Source organism: Paenibacillus litoralis (genome assembly GCF_046244365.1).
Lineage (GTDB): Bacteria > Bacillota > Bacilli > Paenibacillales > NBRC-103111 > Paenibacillus_V.
This window is the reverse complement of the sequence record NZ_CP176395.1, coordinates 757791-776599: the sequence shown is the minus strand read 5'-3', so window position 1 is coordinate 776599 and position 18809 is coordinate 757791. Positions and strand designations below refer to the sequence as shown.

General features: G+C 54.4%; 14 protein-coding genes. 2 read left to right on the top strand and 12 right to left on the bottom strand.

The genetic code is table 11. From position 1 onward, the window contains the following. Positions 1-192 precede the first annotated feature (192 nt). Positions 193-1770: a hypothetical protein gene (locus tag ACKGJP_RS03345; RefSeq protein ID WP_409344276.1), complete on the top strand. Its 1578-nt coding sequence runs from the start codon at positions 193-195 to the stop codon at positions 1768-1770. A 264-nt stretch (positions 1771-2034) separates the two neighbouring features. Here ACKGJP_RS03345 and ACKGJP_RS03340 read toward each other — a convergent pair whose 3' ends face one another. The 9 genes from ACKGJP_RS03340 to ACKGJP_RS03300 form a co-directional block, all read right to left on the bottom strand. Beyond that, positions 2035-3720 carry a ribulokinase gene (locus tag ACKGJP_RS03340; RefSeq protein ID WP_409344275.1) on the bottom strand — a complete coding sequence of 562 codons (1686 nt, stop codon included), beginning with the start codon at positions 3718-3720 and terminating at the stop codon, positions 2035-2037. Positions 3721-3842: 122 nt separating this feature from the next. Then, positions 3843-4607 (bottom strand): glycerophosphodiester phosphodiesterase family protein, encoded by a 765-nt coding sequence (locus tag ACKGJP_RS03335; RefSeq protein WP_409344274.1) that lies wholly within the window; start codon positions 4605-4607, stop codon positions 3843-3845. Positions 4608-4710: 103 nt separating this feature from the next. Then, positions 4711-5493: a sugar phosphate isomerase/epimerase family protein gene (locus tag ACKGJP_RS03330; RefSeq protein WP_409344273.1), complete on the bottom strand. Its 783-nt coding sequence runs from the start codon at positions 5491-5493 to the stop codon at positions 4711-4713. 45 nt (positions 5494-5538) lie between these two features. Further along, positions 5539-7050 carry a CehA/McbA family metallohydrolase gene (locus ACKGJP_RS03325; protein WP_409344272.1) on the bottom strand — a complete coding sequence of 504 codons (1512 nt, stop codon included), beginning with the start codon at positions 7048-7050 and terminating at the stop codon, positions 5539-5541. Positions 7051-7063: 13 nt separating this feature from the next. Then, entirely contained in the window at positions 7064-7939 is an 876-nt protein-coding gene (locus tag ACKGJP_RS03320) for a carbohydrate ABC transporter permease (RefSeq protein WP_409344271.1), read from the bottom strand. A 13-nt stretch (positions 7940-7952) separates the two neighbouring features. Further along, complete coding sequence (locus ACKGJP_RS03315; protein WP_409344270.1) at positions 7953-8852, bottom strand: ABC transporter permease; 900 nt, start codon at positions 8850-8852, stop codon at positions 7953-7955. Positions 8853-8924: 72 nt separating this feature from the next. Then, the gene (locus ACKGJP_RS03310; protein WP_409344269.1) at positions 8925-10535 is read right to left on the bottom strand and encodes a hypothetical protein; all 1611 of its coding nucleotides are present in this window, start codon (positions 10533-10535) and stop codon (positions 8925-8927) included. Between the two features lie 233 nt (positions 10536-10768). Further along, positions 10769-11863 carry a zinc-binding dehydrogenase gene (locus ACKGJP_RS03305; protein ID WP_409344268.1) on the bottom strand — a complete coding sequence of 365 codons (1095 nt, stop codon included), beginning with the start codon at positions 11861-11863 and terminating at the stop codon, positions 10769-10771. Between the two features lie 38 nt (positions 11864-11901). Continuing rightward, a complete protein-coding gene (locus tag ACKGJP_RS03300) occupies positions 11902-12663 on the bottom strand; it encodes a DeoR/GlpR family DNA-binding transcription regulator (RefSeq protein WP_409344267.1) in 762 nt (253 codons plus the stop codon). Positions 12664-12996: 333 nt separating this feature from the next. Between ACKGJP_RS03300 and ACKGJP_RS03295 the strand changes: the two genes are divergently transcribed. After that, complete coding sequence (locus ACKGJP_RS03295) at positions 12997-14832, top strand: right-handed parallel beta-helix repeat-containing protein (protein WP_409344266.1); 1836 nt, start codon at positions 12997-12999, stop codon at positions 14830-14832. Between the two features lie 349 nt (positions 14833-15181). Here the strand turns inward: ACKGJP_RS03295 and ACKGJP_RS03290 are convergent, their stop codons facing one another. The 3 genes from ACKGJP_RS03290 to ACKGJP_RS03280 form a co-directional block, all read right to left on the bottom strand. Beyond that, entirely contained in the window at positions 15182-15787 is a 606-nt protein-coding gene (locus ACKGJP_RS03290; RefSeq protein WP_409344265.1) for a phosphoribosyltransferase family protein, read from the bottom strand. A gap of 21 nt (positions 15788-15808) precedes the next feature. Continuing rightward, entirely contained in the window at positions 15809-16618 is an 810-nt protein-coding gene (locus ACKGJP_RS03285; protein WP_409344264.1) for a Cof-type HAD-IIB family hydrolase, read from the bottom strand. Positions 16619-17317: 699 nt separating this feature from the next. Beyond that, positions 17318-18799, bottom strand: a complete 1482-nt coding sequence (locus ACKGJP_RS03280) for an arylsulfatase (protein WP_409344263.1) — start codon at positions 18797-18799, stop codon at positions 17318-17320. Positions 18800-18809 lie beyond the last annotated feature (10 nt).

Genomic DNA, 18809 nt, shown 5'->3' with positions numbered 1-18809 from the left:
TAAACCACTAAACATCGGTGCCAAACCGGTGAATCACATATACGATAAGAAGAGGTCCCGCGTAAATCATCGATTTTATCACAGGATGAACAATAATTTATTCCGCCTCATGTTAGGGAAGAAACTCTTTATTTAACAGGCCCAAACCACTAATATAAAAGGAAGAAGGTTCAACTGCTGGGAGAGGGACAAATGAAAATTACCAAAATAGGAATCGCCGGACTGGCCCTCTTCATCGCCGCGCTCGGCACGTATGCCTGGCTGGAGTACGGTTTGCCGGGTACAGGCAAGCAAGCGTCGAGCATTGAGGAATCGGAGGAGAAGCTGTCTCTGCACTTTTTTATTAGCGGGTCTCCCGGTTCGCGTCTGCCCGAGCCTGAAGACGATTTTGTCAGAAAAACGATCGAAAGCAAATTCAACGTCAACCTCAACGTGACCGCCATGCCGCCGGGTGACGAATACAATGCGACCATCGCTTCCCTGCTCGCCGCCAACGACCCGCCGGATATGTGGCTGAACATCAGTCCCGACGGCGGAGCAAAGTATACGCTCGATAACGTGCTGGCGGACATGACCTACTTCGTAACGCCTTTAACGATGCCAAACTATTTCAAGTACTGGATGAACGAGAAGGAGCTGCGCGAATACCAAGTGCATAACAAGTTTGCGCGTGCCCCGATCCCCTACGACAAGAAATCGTACCGTTCCTATTACATCCGTAAAGATTGGCTGTCGCGTCTCGGTCTGGATATTCCAAAAAACTACGCCGAATATGTCAAGTCGATGGAAGCGTTCACATTTCGCGACCCGGACGGCAATGGCAAAAACGATACGTACGGTTTCACGACCGCCGGCGCCGGCACGAGCATTTCCGTGGAATGGCCGGAATTTATCAAGAACGGGCTCATCTTCCCGTCCTACTTCGAAAATGACAAGCTGGTCGACATGCAAATGGATTTGCGCGTCGGACAAGTAACTGCAGATATTCTGAAGGTGATGAACGAAGGCTTGATCGACCCCGACTGGTTCCTGAACATAGGGAATCAGCATGTAGACAAAGCCGTTCAAGGTAAAGTCGGGATTATACTCGGCAATACGATGGACTTCGCCTTTGACTCCAATCCGGAGAGCCTGCAAGCAAGAAGCAAGGCCGTCAGTCCGACCGCCGATTGGGTTCCGTTCAACCCGTTTGGCAATCAGCCGCTTCGCACGGCGGTTTCCCCGGATTATCCGTTCGTCTTTTCCAATAACGCGGCTGGCTTGAACCCTGAGAAATTGAAAAAAACCGCCAAAATATTGGACTGGCTAGCGGGAGAAGAAGGCTTCCTGCTTACGCATTACGGCATCGAAGGAAAGCACTATGCGCGTGAAGGGAATACGATCACGTTAAAACCGGATGTTCTCGAGAAGGATATCAAGAAAAAAGGAGACTTCTTAAAAATTTGGAGTTTTTTCACTCCGAACGCGCCCGATGTGCTGGGGCTTACCGTCGTCGATTCGCGGATCACCGAACGAGACAAAATGATTTACCGAACCGTCACCGCAATCCCGGTATACGAAGGGCTCGGCACGACTTTAACCCCTCCCCTTGGGATAAATGTGGAGATTATGCGCGCGCGGCAGAACGAGCTGCAAGTAAAAATGATTTTCTCCGACAAATCGGGAGAGCGCTGGCCGGAATACCGCAAAGAAGTCATGACCTTATATGAAGGAAGCAATATTTTCCGGCAGTATGAGGAGAAAATCCGCGAAGCGCGCAAGAATCGATAAGCCGTTGTTCGGGCTGCGTTCTACCACAAGGATAAACGCCTGACGGCGTCTTTTGACGCGTTGCGTTTACCGTTGAAATATAAGCTCTTATGATGTGAAACATATAAACTTATATTTTGAAAAAACCTCCCGCAGCAAAGGGGAGGCCATTGATTCCAAATATTCGGTTGTTGATCACGGTTCGCGGCCGAGCAACGCCCCTCTGGACAAAAAAAGAAAACCTAGCGGAAGATTCTTCGCCAGGTCTTCGCGATACGGCCCGTTTCAAGCCAAGCCGCCTCCATTCTGCTGAAGCTTGATTTGCTTGAGCACCTTCATGACATCGCTGCCTCCGCGGCCGAATAGGTCGTGCATCCGGTTGTACTCGCGGAACAATCGGTCGTACACGGCTTTATGCCCGGCGTTCGGCCGGAAGGCTTCGACCGGAGTGCCCGCCATGCGGACGGCGGCTTCCGCAACATGAGCGTAGCCTCCCCGCTCCGGGCCGGCGGCAACGGCGCCGAACATGGCGGCGCCGAGCGCCGGAGTCTGCGAGGACACGGCAATCTTGATTTCGCGGCCCGTAACATCGGCATAAATCTGCATGAGCAGCCGATTTCGCTGCGGCAAGCCGCCGCATGCAAAAAGCTCGTTCACGGCGATCCCCGCCTCCTCGAAGGCCTCGATCACTTTCCGCGTGCCGAAGGCGGTTGCTTCCAACAGCGCGCGGTATATGTCTTCCGGCTTCGACTGCAGCGTCAAGCCGACGATCAACCCGCTCAAATCCGATTCCGCAAGCACGGAGCGGTTGCCGTTCCACCAATCCAGCGCGAGCAACCCGTGCTGGCCCGGCTTCAGCTTCCCGGCCCGTCGCTCCAGCCAAGCGTGAACGCCGATCCCTTCGCCTTCTGCAGCCTGCCGAACGTAAGCCGGCACTGCACGCTCGACAAACCAGCCGAAAAGATCGCCCACAGCGGGCTGACCCGCTTCATACCCGTATAATCCCGGGACCATGCCGTCCTCGACGACTCCCCTGACGCCTTCTACAGCCATCTCTTTATCGCTCAGCACCAAATGGCACAGCGATGTCCCCATCGCCATGACCATCTGGCCGGGGCGCACGGCCCCGCTCCCCGGAACGCCCGCATGTGCGTCGATGACGGCAACCGCTACGGCCGTCCCCGGACATAGGCCGATCAGTGCCGCCGCTTCTGCCGTCAGCTCGCCCGCCTTGGCCCCTAACGCTCGAACTTCGCCGGACAATTTGGTTTCCGTCAATCGCTCAAGTCTGGCGTCCAACGCTCCCAGAAACTGAGGCGACGGATACCCGCCCTTTTTGTTCCAAAATGCTTTATAGCCCGCACTGCATCCACTTCGAAGCGGATTTCCCGTCAGCCGATAAACGATCCAATCGCCGGCCTCCATAAACCGGTGCGCAGCGTCGTACAGATGAGGCGCCTCGTTCAGAACCTGCCATATTTTGGCCAACATCCACTCCGAAGAGCCTTTCCCGCCGTAACGCTTTAAGAACGTCTCCCCTCTGGCCTTGGCCAGCTCATCGATCCGCGCGGATTCCTCCTCTGCGGCATGGTGCTTCCACAGCTTTACGTATGCATGCGGTTCTTCCCGATAGGCGGCTTGCAAGCACAGAGCATCCCCATGCTCATCGACCGGAAGCATCGTACAGGACGTAAAATCGATGCCGATGCCGATTACTTGTTTCGGATCAATGCCGGAGCTCTGCAGAACCTCGGGAACGGATCGTCTCAGCACCTCCGCATAATCGCCGGGATGCTGAAGCGCCCAATCGGGTTCCAGCCTTCTCCCTGTTCCCGGCAATCGCTCCGTGATCACGCCATGGGGATACGGGGTTGTATGTACGGCGATTTCGTCGCCATTGTCCGTATCGACAAGAACAACCCTGCCCGATTCCGTCCCGAAATCGATACCTATCGCATATCGTTTCTCCAAGCTGCTCCCCCCGTTCCATTCAAACGTTTCCGATAAACGCAGCAAACCAAAAACCGCGAGCACCTTATTAGGCAAGATCGCGGTTTTGGCCGTTGTATTCGTCCCGCTTCGGGCGCCGTGCATCACGCAAGATTCAATCGCTCGCGGATCCGCAAGGCGGGCAGCGGATTGTTAACGGTCATCAAAGCAGTGCCGCATCCTAGTGCGTAGTATACCTGCTTGTCATCGTCAGGACAATAGCACCATGGGAGCACACCCAATTCCTCATACTGTTTCGCCAGCTGCGGCGTCAACTGCTTCATGCTGATGCCGACCGCCCACATCTTGGACAAGGTGCCGTCAGCGCCTGGTACATAGTTCGACATGCTCTCCCCGGGAAATCCCTGCGTCTTCAAACGGTAAGTATCGTAAATATAGGCAAGGATCTCCGCGTCAAAGCAAGTGAACACGCATCGCGGAAGCAGCCCGTATTCCTTCAGCAAGGCGATAGCCGCAGCCGCCACCGCTCCGGCCTCGGGACCCGATTTCACTTCGACGTTCAGAAGTACGTCCGGGTAAGAGGCAAGCAGCCGACATAGCTCCTCAAGGGTAGGAATTTTCACCCCCTCATAGACGCTGTCGAACCATCCGCCCGCATCCAGCCGTTTCAGCTCGGCGAGCGTAAGGTCGCTCACTTTCCCTGTGCCGTCCGTCGTCCGATCGACCGTTTCGTCGTGGATGATCATGACCGTCTTATCCTTGGAAAAGCGAAGATCGAACTCCAGCATATCGACTCCGAGCTCGAGCGCTTCCCGAAAGGCAAGAAGGGTATTCTCGGGATAGGCGGATTTCCAGCCTCTATGACCGGCAACGACGATCGACTTGTTCTGTTGAAGCCGCTCTATCATGAAGGATCGTTCCTTTCGTGCAAAATTCAATCAGAGACCTTCGGTTCGGCCTGGCTCCCGTCCGTCCGAAAGGCTCCGCTCTTACCTCTACCTGCCTATTCGATTACCGGGCAAGCGCGCGCTCCACCATCGTTGCATGCTGCAGAACCGTTTCCACCGGCGTGTCGAACTGGTATTCCAATATGGAACGGAACGGATGTTGCATTTCTTTGAGCGCGTCCCAAATCGGCTGCCATTCGATCGTTCCTTCGCCGACCGGCTGGTGCAGATCGTCCTCGCCGTCGTTGTCGTGAAGATGGACAGCGCTGAGACGTCCCCCCAATGCGCGAAGGAGCTCCGGCGTATTCCAGCCGTTAATATGCGCGTGCCCCACATCCACCAAAGCGGTGATCGTCGGAATCTCTTCAAACAAGCGGACAAACTCCTCCTGATCGAAAAGCGCCCCGTCGCGGAATCCTACGTTTTCTACGGCCAAGTCGATGCCAAGCTTCCGGGCCTCGTCGCCTAGACGCTTCAGGTTGTCGATAGACCGCTGCTGGGATTGCTTCCGCAAAAACAGTGGCGTCGAGTACAAGCTCGGGTGGAGCACCATCTGTTCGGCACCGATATGTGCGGACCAAGCCAAACATTCCTTATACACATCAACGGAATATTGCGCAAGCAAGTCGAACCGCGCCGAAGCGATATTGAGCTCCCAGATCGGCGAATGTACGCTTAACGGTCCCGGATGGCCTTTAAAACGTTCAAATTCCGCATGCCAATTGACAGGCTCGTGCCAGTTCGGTCCGTCCATCGAAATTTCCAAGCCGCCGGACCACCGCTCCAGAAGCTCCTTGCAGTCTTCTATCCGGTTCATATATGGCAGCATGTTGATAAAAGTTGTCATCGGATTCCCTACCTTCGAATGATTATTGGATGCTTGAACATCCTTTTATACAAGCGTATCCAGCGCGATTCCCGCTCTGTCCAGCAGCTGTCCCCAAGTAAGGAGCTCATGCTCCTTCGTTCCGCGCGAAACCGGGTTCGTAAAGCATAGCAGCATGTCGTCAGCATCTCGTACTTCCAGCCTTCGCCACACATAAGTCCGCTCTTTCCACGAAAAAGTCTGGTCAAGCTCCCAGCGGTCCGTCTCGATAGGCTGCGTATCGATGACCTCCCCGTTCTCGACAACGCGCAGCTTCGCCCCTTTGGCGTGCATCACCGTCAATCGATAGCGGACGTTGCCGTCCTCGGAGCCGTCCAGCGCCTCCGTCAGATCGTCGCCGAACGTAAACGTCCGGCCTCCCGCCTGAATCGATACCTCAAGCTCCGGACCGCGGGACACGTACACATGCCCGGCGCGCAAGCCGTTCAAGATGTCGATCGGCGTCAGCCGGTCGGCGAGCACATAACTGGCCGGATCGCCGATCGTGTCCGGCGGACAGCCTTCCTCGTAGCTCTGATCGGGACGAAGATGGGTGTCCGATCCGCCGACGCCCGGAACGCGATACCCGTCGTTCCACAGCAAATTCCACAGCACCATCGTTCTATCGGTCAACCCGGGAGTCGACTTCTTCGTCGGACTATTCCATATTTCCAGCAAGTCGACGAAACGTAGCGGCGATTCCGGGTAGCGCCAAGCAAACCGTCCGGCCAGCGGATGGTTGAACGTACGCACAGCGCCGCGCGAGGCGGCTTCCTCCATCATCCGGTTCTGACCTTCCTGGCTGTGCATGCCGCCGTCCTCAAGGCCGGTTCCCCAGCAATCGATCCATCCGGGCAAGCCCAAGGCGTTCCAATCCCCCTTGCCGAACGAAGTGAACTCCATGCCGGGGATAACGAGCGGCTTTCCCTTCGGCCAGCTTGCCGGGAGCACGTTATGCTCGGTAACGAAAAAAAAGTCCAACCCTCTCGCTTCCGCCTGCCTCGTCATTTCGCGCGGCGACAGCGAGCCGTCGGACAATGTCGTATGGCCATGCAGGTCGCCTTTGTACCAGCGGCGGCCGGTCGCTTGACACGCCTTCCAGTCGTAGCGGTTCAATTCCGCATTCCGCCCCGCTTCTTCGCCCTCGCTCCATACGTCGCGGTCTTCATCCCGAATGCCCGCTTCGCCGGGAATCGGACCGTCCCCGATTACCCACTCCAGTTCAAACTGTCCCGGGACATTTCGCAGAAATTCGACCGTCCAACGGCCCGGGATAATATCGCCGGCTACGGCTGTCACCCCTGTCAGGTCGGGGTCCCGGTGCAGCAGTGCGCTCCGCGGCTCTACAACGTCAAAATGCGTATAACGCAGACGGCCGGCAGGATCGCGAACGACGAGCTGGCGCCATGTCCGGGGCTTACCGTAATCGAATCGCAGCTGCATCCATTCCGCATGCCGTTCTACTTCAAAAGAAAGAGCGGAATCAATTGCTTCCGCCTTCATGTGCGCCTTCACGCTTCCCGCCGGGAAGTTCTCCATCACGCATATCTCCCTACTCTTTCAGTGATCCGAGCATTGCACCTTTTACGAAATATTTTTGCAAAAACGGATAGACGAGAATGATCGGTGCCATCGAGAAAATAATGGCGGCAGCCTTGATCGTCTCGGGGCTTGACATCACGCCGGAAGTGACCGCGATGCTGTCCAATCCGGAATCCGCCGCGTTCGTCGCAACCATATTTTTGAGCAGCAGCTGGAGCGGATACAGCTCCTTCGAACGAAGGTAAATCATGGCTCCGAAATAGCTGTTCCACGTTCCCACGGAATGGAACAGTGCAATTGTCGCGAGAACCGGTCCGGACAAGGGCAGCACGAGCCTGAAGTAGACGCCTGCTTCTCCGCTGCCGTCTATTTTCATCGCGTCGACAAGCTCGGACGATATGCCCTGGAAGAACGTTTTCATGATGAATACGCTATAGGCTCCCACTGCTCCGGGAATAATGAGAGACCAGAGCGTGTTGATCATGCCTAGCTCCTTGACCATCAAATAGCTCGGAATAAGTGGCACCGGAAAAATAAACGTAACCAGTATCAGCTTCAGCAGCAGCTTCCGTCCCGGCATCATCGGACGCGTAAGCGTGTAGGCAAGCGCAGAAGTCAGCAGTAGGCAAAGCAGCGTGCCCAGTATCGTAATATAGAGGCTCACCCCCATCGCCCGCCACATGGTTTTCATGTGCAGGAGCGATTCGTATACGCTCGTCTGAAAGCCTTTTGGCAATAGCACGACCAATTTGTTGTTCGCAAATTTCGGGTCGCTGAGCGAAACGGAGATCAGATGAATAATGGGGGAGACCATCGTAAAGCACAACGCGGTGAAAAAGGCGGCGTTCACCCCTAGAAACCATTTCTCCGAGCGTTGAATCTTCATTATGCGTATCCTCCTAGTAAATGCTTTCCCCGGTCGTTTTTCGGCTCAGCGTATTCAGACCCATGACGAGGCCGATGCCGACAAGCGCCTTGAATAGTCCGATCGCCGTCGTATAGCTGTATTGGCCGCCCGCCAAACCGACGCGGTATACATAAGTATCGAACACTTCGCCTGCCTCACGGTTAAGCGGGTTGAGGAAGAACAAAATTTGCTCGACGTTGGCATCGAGAATGTTCCCGATCCGCAGCAGCAGCAGCACGATGATGGCCGGCATGAGCGAGGGAAGCGTAATATGCCAGGCTTGCTTGAAGCGCCCTGCTCCGTCCACCATCGCCGCCTCGTACAGATTCGGATTAATGCCGGAGAGCGCCGCCAAATAAATAATCATCGACCAGCCGACTTCCTTCCAGATGCCGAGGCCGATCACCATCCCCATGAAATAGTGGGGCTCCGTCAGGAAAGAGATCGGCTCCATGCCGAACAGGCCCAGCAACCGATTGACGACTCCTTCCCTGGCAAGCAGCTCGGTGAAAATACCGCCTACGATGACCCACGACAAAAAGTGCGGCAAATACAGCAGCGTTTGCGTCGTGCGCTTGAACCAGCTTTTGCGGATTTCGTTCAGCAGCATGGCCAGAAGCAGCGGGGCCGGAAAGCCGAAGAGGATGGAATACAGGCCGAATTTCAGCGAGTTTTTCAGCACCAACTTGAATTCGGCATACTGAAACATGAATTGGAAGTGCTTGAAGCCGACCCATTTGCTTTCGAATACGCCTGCGAATATGTTATAGTCCTGGAATGCGATGACATTGCCCGCCAGCGGGATATATTTGAAGATGAGAAAATGGGCTAGCGCCGGCAGCGCAAGCAGCAGCAGCACGATCGAATCCCGAGATTTGGCTTTTCGGAACAAACGGAAGTCTCCCTTCTGGAGAAAAGGGCCCTTTGCCTGCGTTCGCCGGAGGGCCCATTCCTTTTATTTGCCTTATTTCTTGTTAAAGTTGTTGAACCAATCTGTCGCTTCCTTGATAGCCGCGTCTCCGCCGCGCTTCTTCCATTCGGAAACGAAGGTGTCGAAGCCTTTGTCCAAATCTTCCTTGCCGACAACCATCTTGACGAACGAGTCGTAGAACAAGCTGCCTGCCACAAACCCGGGGTTCAGCTCAGGACGGCCGTCCATCGACTTGAGCGGCGGCATATACATAGCGTCGTTAGGAATGATCGTTGTTTTGGAGTCCTCATATCCCTTAAGAATCGTAGCGCTGTTAGGCAGCACCTTGAGCGCGAGCGGGTTGTTCAGGCCGTTCTCGCGAACGTTGATGGAAAGCTGGAAAAACTCTTTCTCGTTAAGCTCCGAGTTGTTCGGACCCTTCGGATCGAACTTGACCTGGCCGTTCTCTTCCGTATAGTTGAAATCTTTGATCCCATAGGCGAAAAATTTGTCCGCTTCCGGCGAGCTCCAAGCCCACTCGAGGAACTTGACCACTTCTTCCGGATTTTTCGTCGATGCCGGAATGGTCCATACGAAGTAAATCTGATCCTTCGCGGTATCCAGGAAGTTTGTTCCTTGCGACCCTTTCGGAGGTACCGCCATCGTGATGCTCGCTTTAGGCTGATTCGGGTATTCTTGTGCTGCGACAGCTGCGTATTGGTACGTAGCGGCTCCCCATGCTGCGACTGTGCCTTTGGTGATATCCGCGCCGCGGTCGCCCTGCTTTTTGGTAATAAAGTCCTTCTCGATGTAGCCTTTGTCATAAAGCATCTTGTAGTAAGCGATCGCTTCCTTCATTTGCGGCTGAATGATATCCGGCTCCATCTTGCCGTTGCGCATATGCCACGTTCCCGGTCTGACTCCGAAAGAACCGGTTAACACATCGTTCCACGACATGCCGTCCGTCAAAGACAGCGCCCATGTATTGTTCGGGTTGCCGTCGCCGTTGACGTCGTTCGTATGGACCGCTTCAGCGAATTTCGTGAATTCATCCAGCGTTTTCGGTACGGTCATGTTCAACTTGTCGAGGAAGTCCTGACGATAAAACAAAATACGGTCGGCAGCGGCTCCGGTGAGTGCCGGAATGCCGTATATTTTGCCGTTCTTGGTTACTTTCGGGCTTTTCCAAGCGGCTTCCGGAATTTTCTTCTTCAGGTTCGGCGCGTATTTGTCGATGAGCGGTCCGAGCTCGAGGAACACGCCGCGGTCGACGGCCCCTTGATGCACATCCCAGTCTATGCTTGCGGTTCTGACCAGATCGGGCAGCTCGCCGGATGCAAAACGAAGCGACAGCTGCTGGCGGAAGTCGATGTCATGGCCCAGGAATTCATAGCTGACATTGTAGCCGGACAGCTTGCTCAATTCTTGATAATATTTGTTTTTCTTATCTTCCGGCCCTTTGGAAGCAAATCCCGAGTTATTGTGGGACAACAGAACCTTGATGTCCTTTTTTACCGGTTTGGAGCTTGCGGCGCTTCCCGTGTCGCCCGGTTTGCCGGAGTCGGCCGGCTTGTCGGAGTTACCTCCGCATGCCGCTAAGACGATACTCGAGAGCATGACCGTCGCGAGAGATACCATCATCGTTTTTTTCGCTTTGAATGCCATTTGTAACCCTCCAATTTATATGGTTTTTACGAAAATGTTGCATCCATTTCCCTGAGGCTCAAGTATCTTTACAAAACCTTAACAAAAAGAAAGCGTTTGCCACTACCTTCCGCAAAAACATGTGATTACAACATCACATGTTCTTGCTTTTAGGTTTCGAATTTTGTCTCTATCGTGTACAATATAAGGGCATATTCTTTTTCTATTGGGTACTGTGCAGTTTCAATGGTTGCTTACCATCGAAACGCCAGTACCGTTTTTTTCCAATGACGATGGACGCTAGCCTCGTTCATGGCTTCTGCAAAATGCTCGACTGCCGACACTTGATGACGACGCTCCGGCAACAATCGGCTCAACGTTGTCCGGTATGCCGGATTGCGCATAGCCTGCAAGACTTGAATAAAGTCCTCCGAAGAGCTGCGGCTGCTGCCGATCAGCGTAATGCCTTTCTCCAGCACATCCCGCGTGTTTATCGGTACGAGATCCTCGGTAACGCCCATCAACAGAAGGACGCCTCCCGGATTGAGCAGCTCAATCGCTTGATTGATCGCGCTCTCGCTGAATCGTCCGCCTGTACACTCCACCGCGATATCCACACCCGAGCCGTTTTCGAAATCATAATCCTGCACCATTGCCCGGCTGGCAAATGCGAACTCGTTCAGCTTCTCTTCAATCGCCCCGAATACTTGCAATCGATCGCTGTTCAAGCCGTAAACGTGATGCAGCATCGCTGCAGTCAGAAAACCGACCGGTCCGTCGCCGAAAACTGCCGCTCGCGCCGTAGGAAGCAGATGCTTCACCCGGCCCAGCGCTTGGCAAGAGACGGAACACAGCTCAGCCAGCACGGCGATGTCGTCGGGAATGTCGTCCGGTACGGGAATCGTGCATGCCGCAGGCACGACGAGCCGGCTTTGGGCGATGCCGTCGGTTCCGCTGGCTAGGAAGCGTCCTCTGGCACAATAGGTACTGCCCAAACCTCCCTGGCAAACCGGACAGCAGGTTTCCGCCGTCGTCCCATCCAGCAGGTAACCGGGAATATTCGGAACGATTACAACCCGTTGTCCTGGAGCCAGCTCGGCTGCTTCACTATGAACGATATGGCCGATTCCCTCATGGATGAGTGCCATTGGCAGCTTGTTCGCCATCGCCTCGGGTCTTCTCTGGCCGGTATAATAGCGCAGGTCCGCATGGCAGATGCTGCCAAGCGCAGGTTCAACGACTACATGGCCCTTCGGAATCGGATGCTCCAGTATCGTTTCCTCCACCACGCCGGCCTGGATCAGCCGATAAGCGCGGGACTGCACGGCGTTCTTTATCTCCTTAAGCAATAAATATCACCTCCTCTCAATGCCGCTTAAGGAAACCGTCACACCGTTACGACATGCACGCCCGCATCGCAGAACGCTTTCACCTGCGCATCTGAAGCCTCGCAGCCGGTAATGAACTGATGCACCGATTCGATTGGCGTCACCGTGTGCAGAGACATTTTGCCGATTTTCGTATCGTCCGCTACGACGATAATTTCCTGGGCGGCTCTGATCATGCCCTGCTTCGTCGGCACCAGCTGAGCTTCAGGATGCGTCAACCCGTATTTGGAATGGATGGCTGGCGTCCCTATAAAGGCTTTCTGTACGTGGAGCGAGCCCAGCACCTGGTCGGTAAACATCCCGTTCAGCATGAAGCTGGAGCGATACAGCAGCCCCCCCGTCACGATGACAGTAATACCCGGCGCGTCGCGCAGCTCGGCGGCGATGTTGATGTCGTTCGTGACAACCGTAACGCGCGACCGGTTCTGAAGATGCTGCGCGATATGCATGGTGGTCGTTCCCGAGTCCAGAATGACGTGATCGCCATCCTCGATTAAAGCGGCTGCCGCTTTTCCGATGCGCTCTTTCTGGTCGACCTGCTCATGCGCTCTTTCCGAGAAGGAAGCTTCAATGTTCGCCCCTTGATCGACGATCACCCCACCGTGCGTCCTGCGCAGCAGCCCTTCCAGCTCGATCTCCGCGAGATCGCGCCTGATGGTCGCCTCATGAACTTGAAATTCCTTCGCAAGAACCGCCACCGTGGCGACACGCTTCTGTTTGACGAACTCTACGATGCGCATTTTCCGTTCGACAGCCAACATCGATTTCCGCTCCTTTGCACGATAGAAAAGCAGAATGTTTATTTTTGCTCATTCGTGTTCGTTTTATAACTTTAGATTAGCCGAGACGCAAATCGGTGTCAACAACATTTTTCCATTTGAAACATCTCCTCCTTCGTTTACATTCCCTTAACAAACCGCATAGGTTCGGGCAAACTTTACAAACAATTCATAGAATACCCGAGCGTAGTATATTGACAACCCGGCGCGCAAAATATTAACATTTAGATGCAAAAGCGTGCGCAAATACGCGCGAAAATAAGCAAAGCTTTTGCAAATTTCACGCAATGATTGCGTTGAGGAGGTAGTTGATGAATGAGTAACGATGTCCAATCTTCAAAACCGGAACCCGCAGCAGATCGTCCGATTAGCAGAAGAAAGCTGTTGGCAGCGATGGGGATGGCCGGAGCGGCCGCCGTCATGTCGGCATACGGAAGCAGCGCTCAAGCGGAAAGCGTAACAGAAGCCACGTACGGTAAAACCGGTAAGCCTTCTCTAAAGCCGAAGGAATTGATGAACCTCTCTTATTGCATTCCTACTACGATCGCCGAATTAAGATTGAACGATCAGCCGTCTTCATCCTTCGCTTATTACATCACCGATCGGGAGCAGGAAGGCTTCTTCTACTACGACCCGGCCGATACGCAAACCGCGGACAATACCGGAACCGCTGTTGTAAGCGCTTCCGGTGCAAGATTCAAGCGCGCAGTCGACGCTTATACGGTTAATGTCAAATGGTACGGAGCCAAAGGAGACGGAGCAGCCGACGACACACTCGCCCTGCAGTCGGCCTTGAATGAAGCGCTTCGCTGGCCTGCCGCAAACGTGATCGTTCCGGCGGGCACCTACCGTATGACGGCGGAGCTGTACATATTCAAAAACACCCATCTGAAAATGGATGCGCAAACGGTCATTCTCCGCGGGCACGACGGCAACGTCATCCGCAATTACCGGAAGGACGATATTTTCTACGAATATGGCGGCAACGGCAATATTACGATCGAAGGCGGCATACTCGACTGCAACGCTACCCAGCAACCACGGGTTTGCAACGGCATTGCGCTTGCTCACGCAGAGCGCATTACGCTCCGAAACTTGACGATCAAGGACACGCAAAGCGGGCATGCTACGGAGTTGACCGGCGTTAGACACGTGCTGATCGATCGCTGCAAATATATCGGCTGCATGTTTACGACGCAAACCTACGTCGAAGCGATTCAACTCGAGCCCGCCTTGATCGGGGGATTCGCAGGCCAAACGGCTGACCATACACCCACCCAGCACGTAACGGTGAAGGATTGCTATTTCGGACCGAGCGGCACGCCGGGCACCGTCCCTTGGCCTTGCGGCGTAGGCGCTCATGGCGCTTATCCCGGCGCTTATTTCGATCACATCATCGTGCGCGACAATGTGATGGAGCGGTCGACTTATTGGGCGATTCGTCCGTTCAAATGGAGAAACTCGGTTATTGCGGGCAATCAAATGAAAATGGTAGCCGGGGGCATTTTTGTTTCCACGCCATCGGCGACATCCGCTTCATCCAAGGACGAAAACGGCGTATTCCACCCGGTTCAGCCGGCCAGCTCGATTGTCATCGAGCACAACATACTGGATACCGCAACCAATAACGGCATCTATGTAGAGGGCTTTCCGGAAGGAAGCGGAGATAAAATCATTATCGCGGACAACATTTTCAAAAACATGGACGGCCAGGGCATCAGCATACGCAGCAATCATTGCATCGTTACGGGCAACCTGATCGAAGGCGCCAAGAAAAACGGCATTTATATGACGGACTGCAGCAACGTGATGATTACGAACAACTTGATCCGCGACACCTATTGGAACGGGATTCAAGCGAATAATTCGAAACGGGCGGTTATCGCCGGCAACTCGATCACGAATCCCGGGCAGAACGGCGATGGCACCTATGACGGCATATCGCTTACGGGAACCAGCTCGGAGAGCCGGGTGACAGGGAACGTCGTACGCACCGAAAGCGGCAAAAAGAAGCTCCGATACGGACTAAACGCCGCCGCAACCGTAACGAGCCTCACCCGCTTGCAGAACGACCTTCGCTGCGGAGCGGTAAGCGGCAATTTGCATGACCTGTCCGTCGCTCCCTATACATCGTACGAAGATTTGACTTAGAGCGGTGGAGAGCAACGTGAAGATCTAACTAGGCGGGCAGGGAGCGACGTGAAGATCTGACTTAGCATGGGCAGGAAGCGGCGGCTAGCTCTCAACTTTAGAGTTGACGCGAAGCTAGGCATACACGAACGACGCCGTCAGGCATTAGCTTGGCGGCGTTAAGTCATGCATCCGTCATTGAATATGACGAAGCCTGAGGTCGTATTATCCATTTTGCCGTCACGCCCAATGGGCTGAAACGGTCTCCCCGCGTACCGACGCGATCGATTTCCGCACGACAAATAGCCGTCAATCCCGGCAACCCGGGAATGATCGGCATTTTCCATCGATGTAATGGCTTCGCCTTCTCTTATTTCGCCTTCCCCCAAGGGAAGTAAAAGCTGTTGTCCTCGCTCGTCCGCCAGTGGAAATCCGGCGCCTTGTTGTTCGCTTTCGCGATCGGCGTCGTGATTAGACTGAACGTGCCGATATTTTTCGGCTGGAAGCCTCTTGCAACAAGCTCCTTCTTGATGTTGAACACCGTGTCGCCCGACATCGCGAAATCGTCGACGATCAGCAAGCGGCTGTCCTTAAAATTGGCGACCGCATCGGGCAAATACAGCATCCACTTGCCGGTTTCGATAGGGAAATGCTCGGGAATGACAGGAATGTCGCCATCCATTTCGCGCCAGAAGATTTGCCCCACGAATACCGGGATATGCCGGTCAAAATGGTCTTTAATCAGCTCCGAGATAATGCCGCCCCGCAAATTCGGCGTTAAAATAACGTCGAACTCGAACTGCTTCCTTCGAAGCTCTTTGCATATATCGTTCGTGCCCGCTTGAAGCTCCGCCCAGGTCAGCGTCTTTCTCATTTTCTCTTCTTTCTTTCGTTTGTGCTCGGAATTATAGGAGGCCACCGCCCCGACAACGCCGACAATGCCGAAAAACCAGTTCATAATCCCGTTAACGTCCAACTTCTACACGCCCCCCGGCTGCTAGGTTACATTTGCTTGCCATATATGCTTCCGAATCGCCTTGCTGACGCCTTCCGCATTGTTCGTATCCGTCACATCATCGGCTAACAGCTTGACTTCATCCGCCGCATTTCCCATCGCCACCGCCAAGCCGGCCGCCTTCAGCATATCCTTGTCGTTCCAGCCGTCGCCGATTGCCATCACGTCCGAAAGCTCATAACCGAGATACCCGCACAGCATGCGCAAAGCCGTTCCCTTATTTACTTCATGATGCATGATTTCGAGAAAATACGGCTTCGACTTCGTTACGTAACATTGGCCCTGAAGCTGCTCCGACAATTCAAGCCAGGCTTGATGGACGACATCCGACTCTTCGAAAATGAGCATTTTGGTCATGGGCGCTTCCAGCAAGGCATGAAAATCGGGCTGCACCACGTAAGGCACTCCGTGCATATCCGAATATTTCCGCACCTTCTCGTTCGCTTCCTTCACATAGAGGACATCGCCGCTGTATACGTGCAAATGATAGCTTTTCTGCTCGGCATACTGCATGACCGCCTTAACGGCACTCGAATCGATCGCCTGTTCGTACAGCGTCCGGCTGTCCGACAGCGTTTTGATCAAGGCCCCCTGATACGTAATAACCGGCGCCGTAACCCCAATCTGCTCGGCGATATGCCGGGCGGAGACGAACATTCTGCCCGTGGCGAGCGTCACATTTACTTTATAATCGTCCATCGTCTTCTTTATGACGTCTTTCGTTTCCTGCGAAATGCTCCCCTTATCGTCCAGCAGCGTATCATCGATATCCAAAACGATCAGCTTAACCAAAATACGCGATGCACCCCGTTCCGTTCCCAGCGTCTCTTACCTCTACTTATTTTGAATAGTTCCCTCTTTGTTGTAAATAAAAATTTTCCATGGGTCAAAATGGAGCACGGAAACTTCCAATGAGCGGTGCAAGCTCATAGTTACTGCTAAAGCAAGCCTCCCCTATACCTTGGTTTTCCGCACACTTAATGAACCTAGGTTCATTATTAGTGAATCAAACTTCACTATTCGGTTGCGCATCGCAGCTTCTACTGCCGATAGTGAACCTCGTAAGACAATTTGGCTTATTAGGTTCACTATTAGTGAAGTTAACTTCACTAACTCCTCTTCTAGGTACTCCCGAGGAGGATTTAATGAATTTAGGTTCACTAATAGTGAGGGTAGATTCACTATTCCCGTTTCGCTGCTCCCCCACGCTCTCTACACCCACATCCATCTCCATCTCTATCTCCACCCTCACCTGTCATTTGCTATCTGCTATCTGCCATCTGCTATCTGCTATCTGCCCTCTGCTATCTACTATCTGCTATCTGCCGTATTCCGTCTGCCGTCTGCCATTTAGCCATTTGCCCTCCATCCTTCAACCGCGCTCCGTTGCCCACCGCCGGCCTCCACCACTCAGCCACTCAGCCGCTTACCGCTTACCTGCACCGAACATAGAGATAGACACCCCCGCCAAGCAAGGGTGTCTCCACATATTTAAAACGGCTTGTTCCATTTGAATTCGGAGCGCTCCAAGCGCTCCTGATACTTCGGCGATACGATGAAGGGCTTGCCCGCTTGGCAAACGAGGTCACCCCCGTCCGTCAAGCCCAGCTCGCGCCGTTCCAGGATGGAGACCAGCCTGCCGCGCCAATGAAGCAGCTCCTGCTCGTACGCGGGATCGCCCGACAAATCGCAGGTCTCGGACAGATCGCCGCGCAGATCGAACAATTGCTCCGTGCCGAACCTCGGGAACCAGATGTATTTCATTTTCCCGTCCGTCAAATACTGCATCTCCTGCTCTTCCGAATAGCAGGTGGAGTGCTCCCCGTGCACATAATCGCGCCCGTTGTCCGCTTCACCGCCGATCAGTCCCTTCATGCTGATTCCGTCCACCTGCGCGGGAACGTCCAGCCCGAGCAAATCGAGTATCGTCGGCATGACATCCTGTACCGTCACCGGGTGATCGACCGTTTTGGCTGCAGCCACCCCGTATGAAGAAGGCAGCTTGACGATCAGCGGAATTCGCGCCGAGCCTTCGTATGCGTAGGTTTTGCGCCATAGATTGTGGTCGCCGAGCATATCCCCGTGATCCGACAAAAAGACGAAAATGGTGTTGCCGAACAGCCCCTTGCGCATTAAATATTCGAACAGCCTGCCGATCTGGTGATCGATATGCGTAATGGAGCCGTAGTACCCCGCGCGGGCGCGGTGAATCTCCTCCTTGCTGCGTACGCCTCTCCACGTATCCGGGCGGAATGCTTCCTCCGGCTTGTCGTGCATGGCGGCCCAATCGCCGACATAAGGCTCAGGCAGCTCTTTCTTCATATACATGTCGAAATAGTAAGGAAGAGCGTCGTACGGTGAATGCGGCCGGGCAAACGACACCTTCAGGAAAAAAGGCTGGGACGGGTCGCGCCGCTTCAGGAAGCGCAGCGCCTCGTTGACCGTCCAATTTGTCGGATGCAAATGCTCCGGCGCATGGTAAGGCCGAGCCATCCAGGAATTCCAGCCGATGCCGTGATCGACGATATCGTAAGGCCCCGTGCGCTGCTCCAGAAACCACTGGCGGTAATCGGAGACGAAATTCGGATCCTCCTCGCGGCCGGACTCGTCGATAATCGTTTCCTCAAACCCGTTTCGGGAGCGCTGCGGGAAGAAGTGCATTTTCCCAACGCCGACGGCCTGATAGCCGGCTTTGGTCAGCTCGCCGGGAAGCGTGTGGGAAAAGCCGACGCCCATCGGGCCTTGTCCCGCTCCCATGCCGAGTATGCCCGTGTTCCACGGATCCTGACCCGTCAGCAGGCAGGCCCGTGTCGGCGTACAGGAAGGGGACGGACTGTACGCATGGCGGAAAACGGTGCCTTGCGACGCCAGCCAGTCCAAATTCGGCGTTTCGACCGCCGGATTGCCGTAGCAGCCCATGGCGTCCGCCCGCTGCTGATCGGTCATTAAGAGAATTACATTAGGTCGTTTCATTCGCTGCCTC

Bases quoted from the DNA above. Each gene is read 5' to 3' on its own strand.
- ACKGJP_RS03345 (WP_409344276.1), top strand. From the start codon at position 193: ATGAAAATTACCAAAATAGGAATCGCCGGACTGGCCCTCTTCATCGCC.
- ACKGJP_RS03335 (WP_409344274.1), bottom strand. From the start codon at position 4,607: ATGATAGAGCGGCTTCAACAGAACAAGTCGATCGTCGTTGCCGGTCAT.
- ACKGJP_RS03330 (WP_409344273.1), bottom strand. From the start codon at position 5,493: ATGACAACTTTTATCAACATGCTGCCATATATGAACCGGATAGAAGAC.
- ACKGJP_RS03325 (WP_409344272.1), bottom strand. From the start codon at position 7,050: ATGGAGAACTTCCCGGCGGGAAGCGTGAAGGCGCACATGAAGGCGGAA.
- ACKGJP_RS03320 (WP_409344271.1), bottom strand. From the start codon at position 7,939: ATGAAGATTCAACGCTCGGAGAAATGGTTTCTAGGGGTGAACGCCGCC.
- ACKGJP_RS03310 (WP_409344269.1), bottom strand. From the start codon at position 10,535: ATGGCATTCAAAGCGAAAAAAACGATGATGGTATCTCTCGCGACGGTC.
- ACKGJP_RS03300 (WP_409344267.1), bottom strand. From the start codon at position 12,663: ATGTTGGCTGTCGAACGGAAAATGCGCATCGTAGAGTTCGTCAAACAG.
- ACKGJP_RS03295 (WP_409344266.1), top strand. From the start codon at position 12,997: ATGAGTAACGATGTCCAATCTTCAAAACCGGAACCCGCAGCAGATCGT.
- ACKGJP_RS03280 (WP_409344263.1), bottom strand. From the start codon at position 18,799: ATGAAACGACCTAATGTAATTCTCTTAATGACCGATCAGCAGCGGGCG.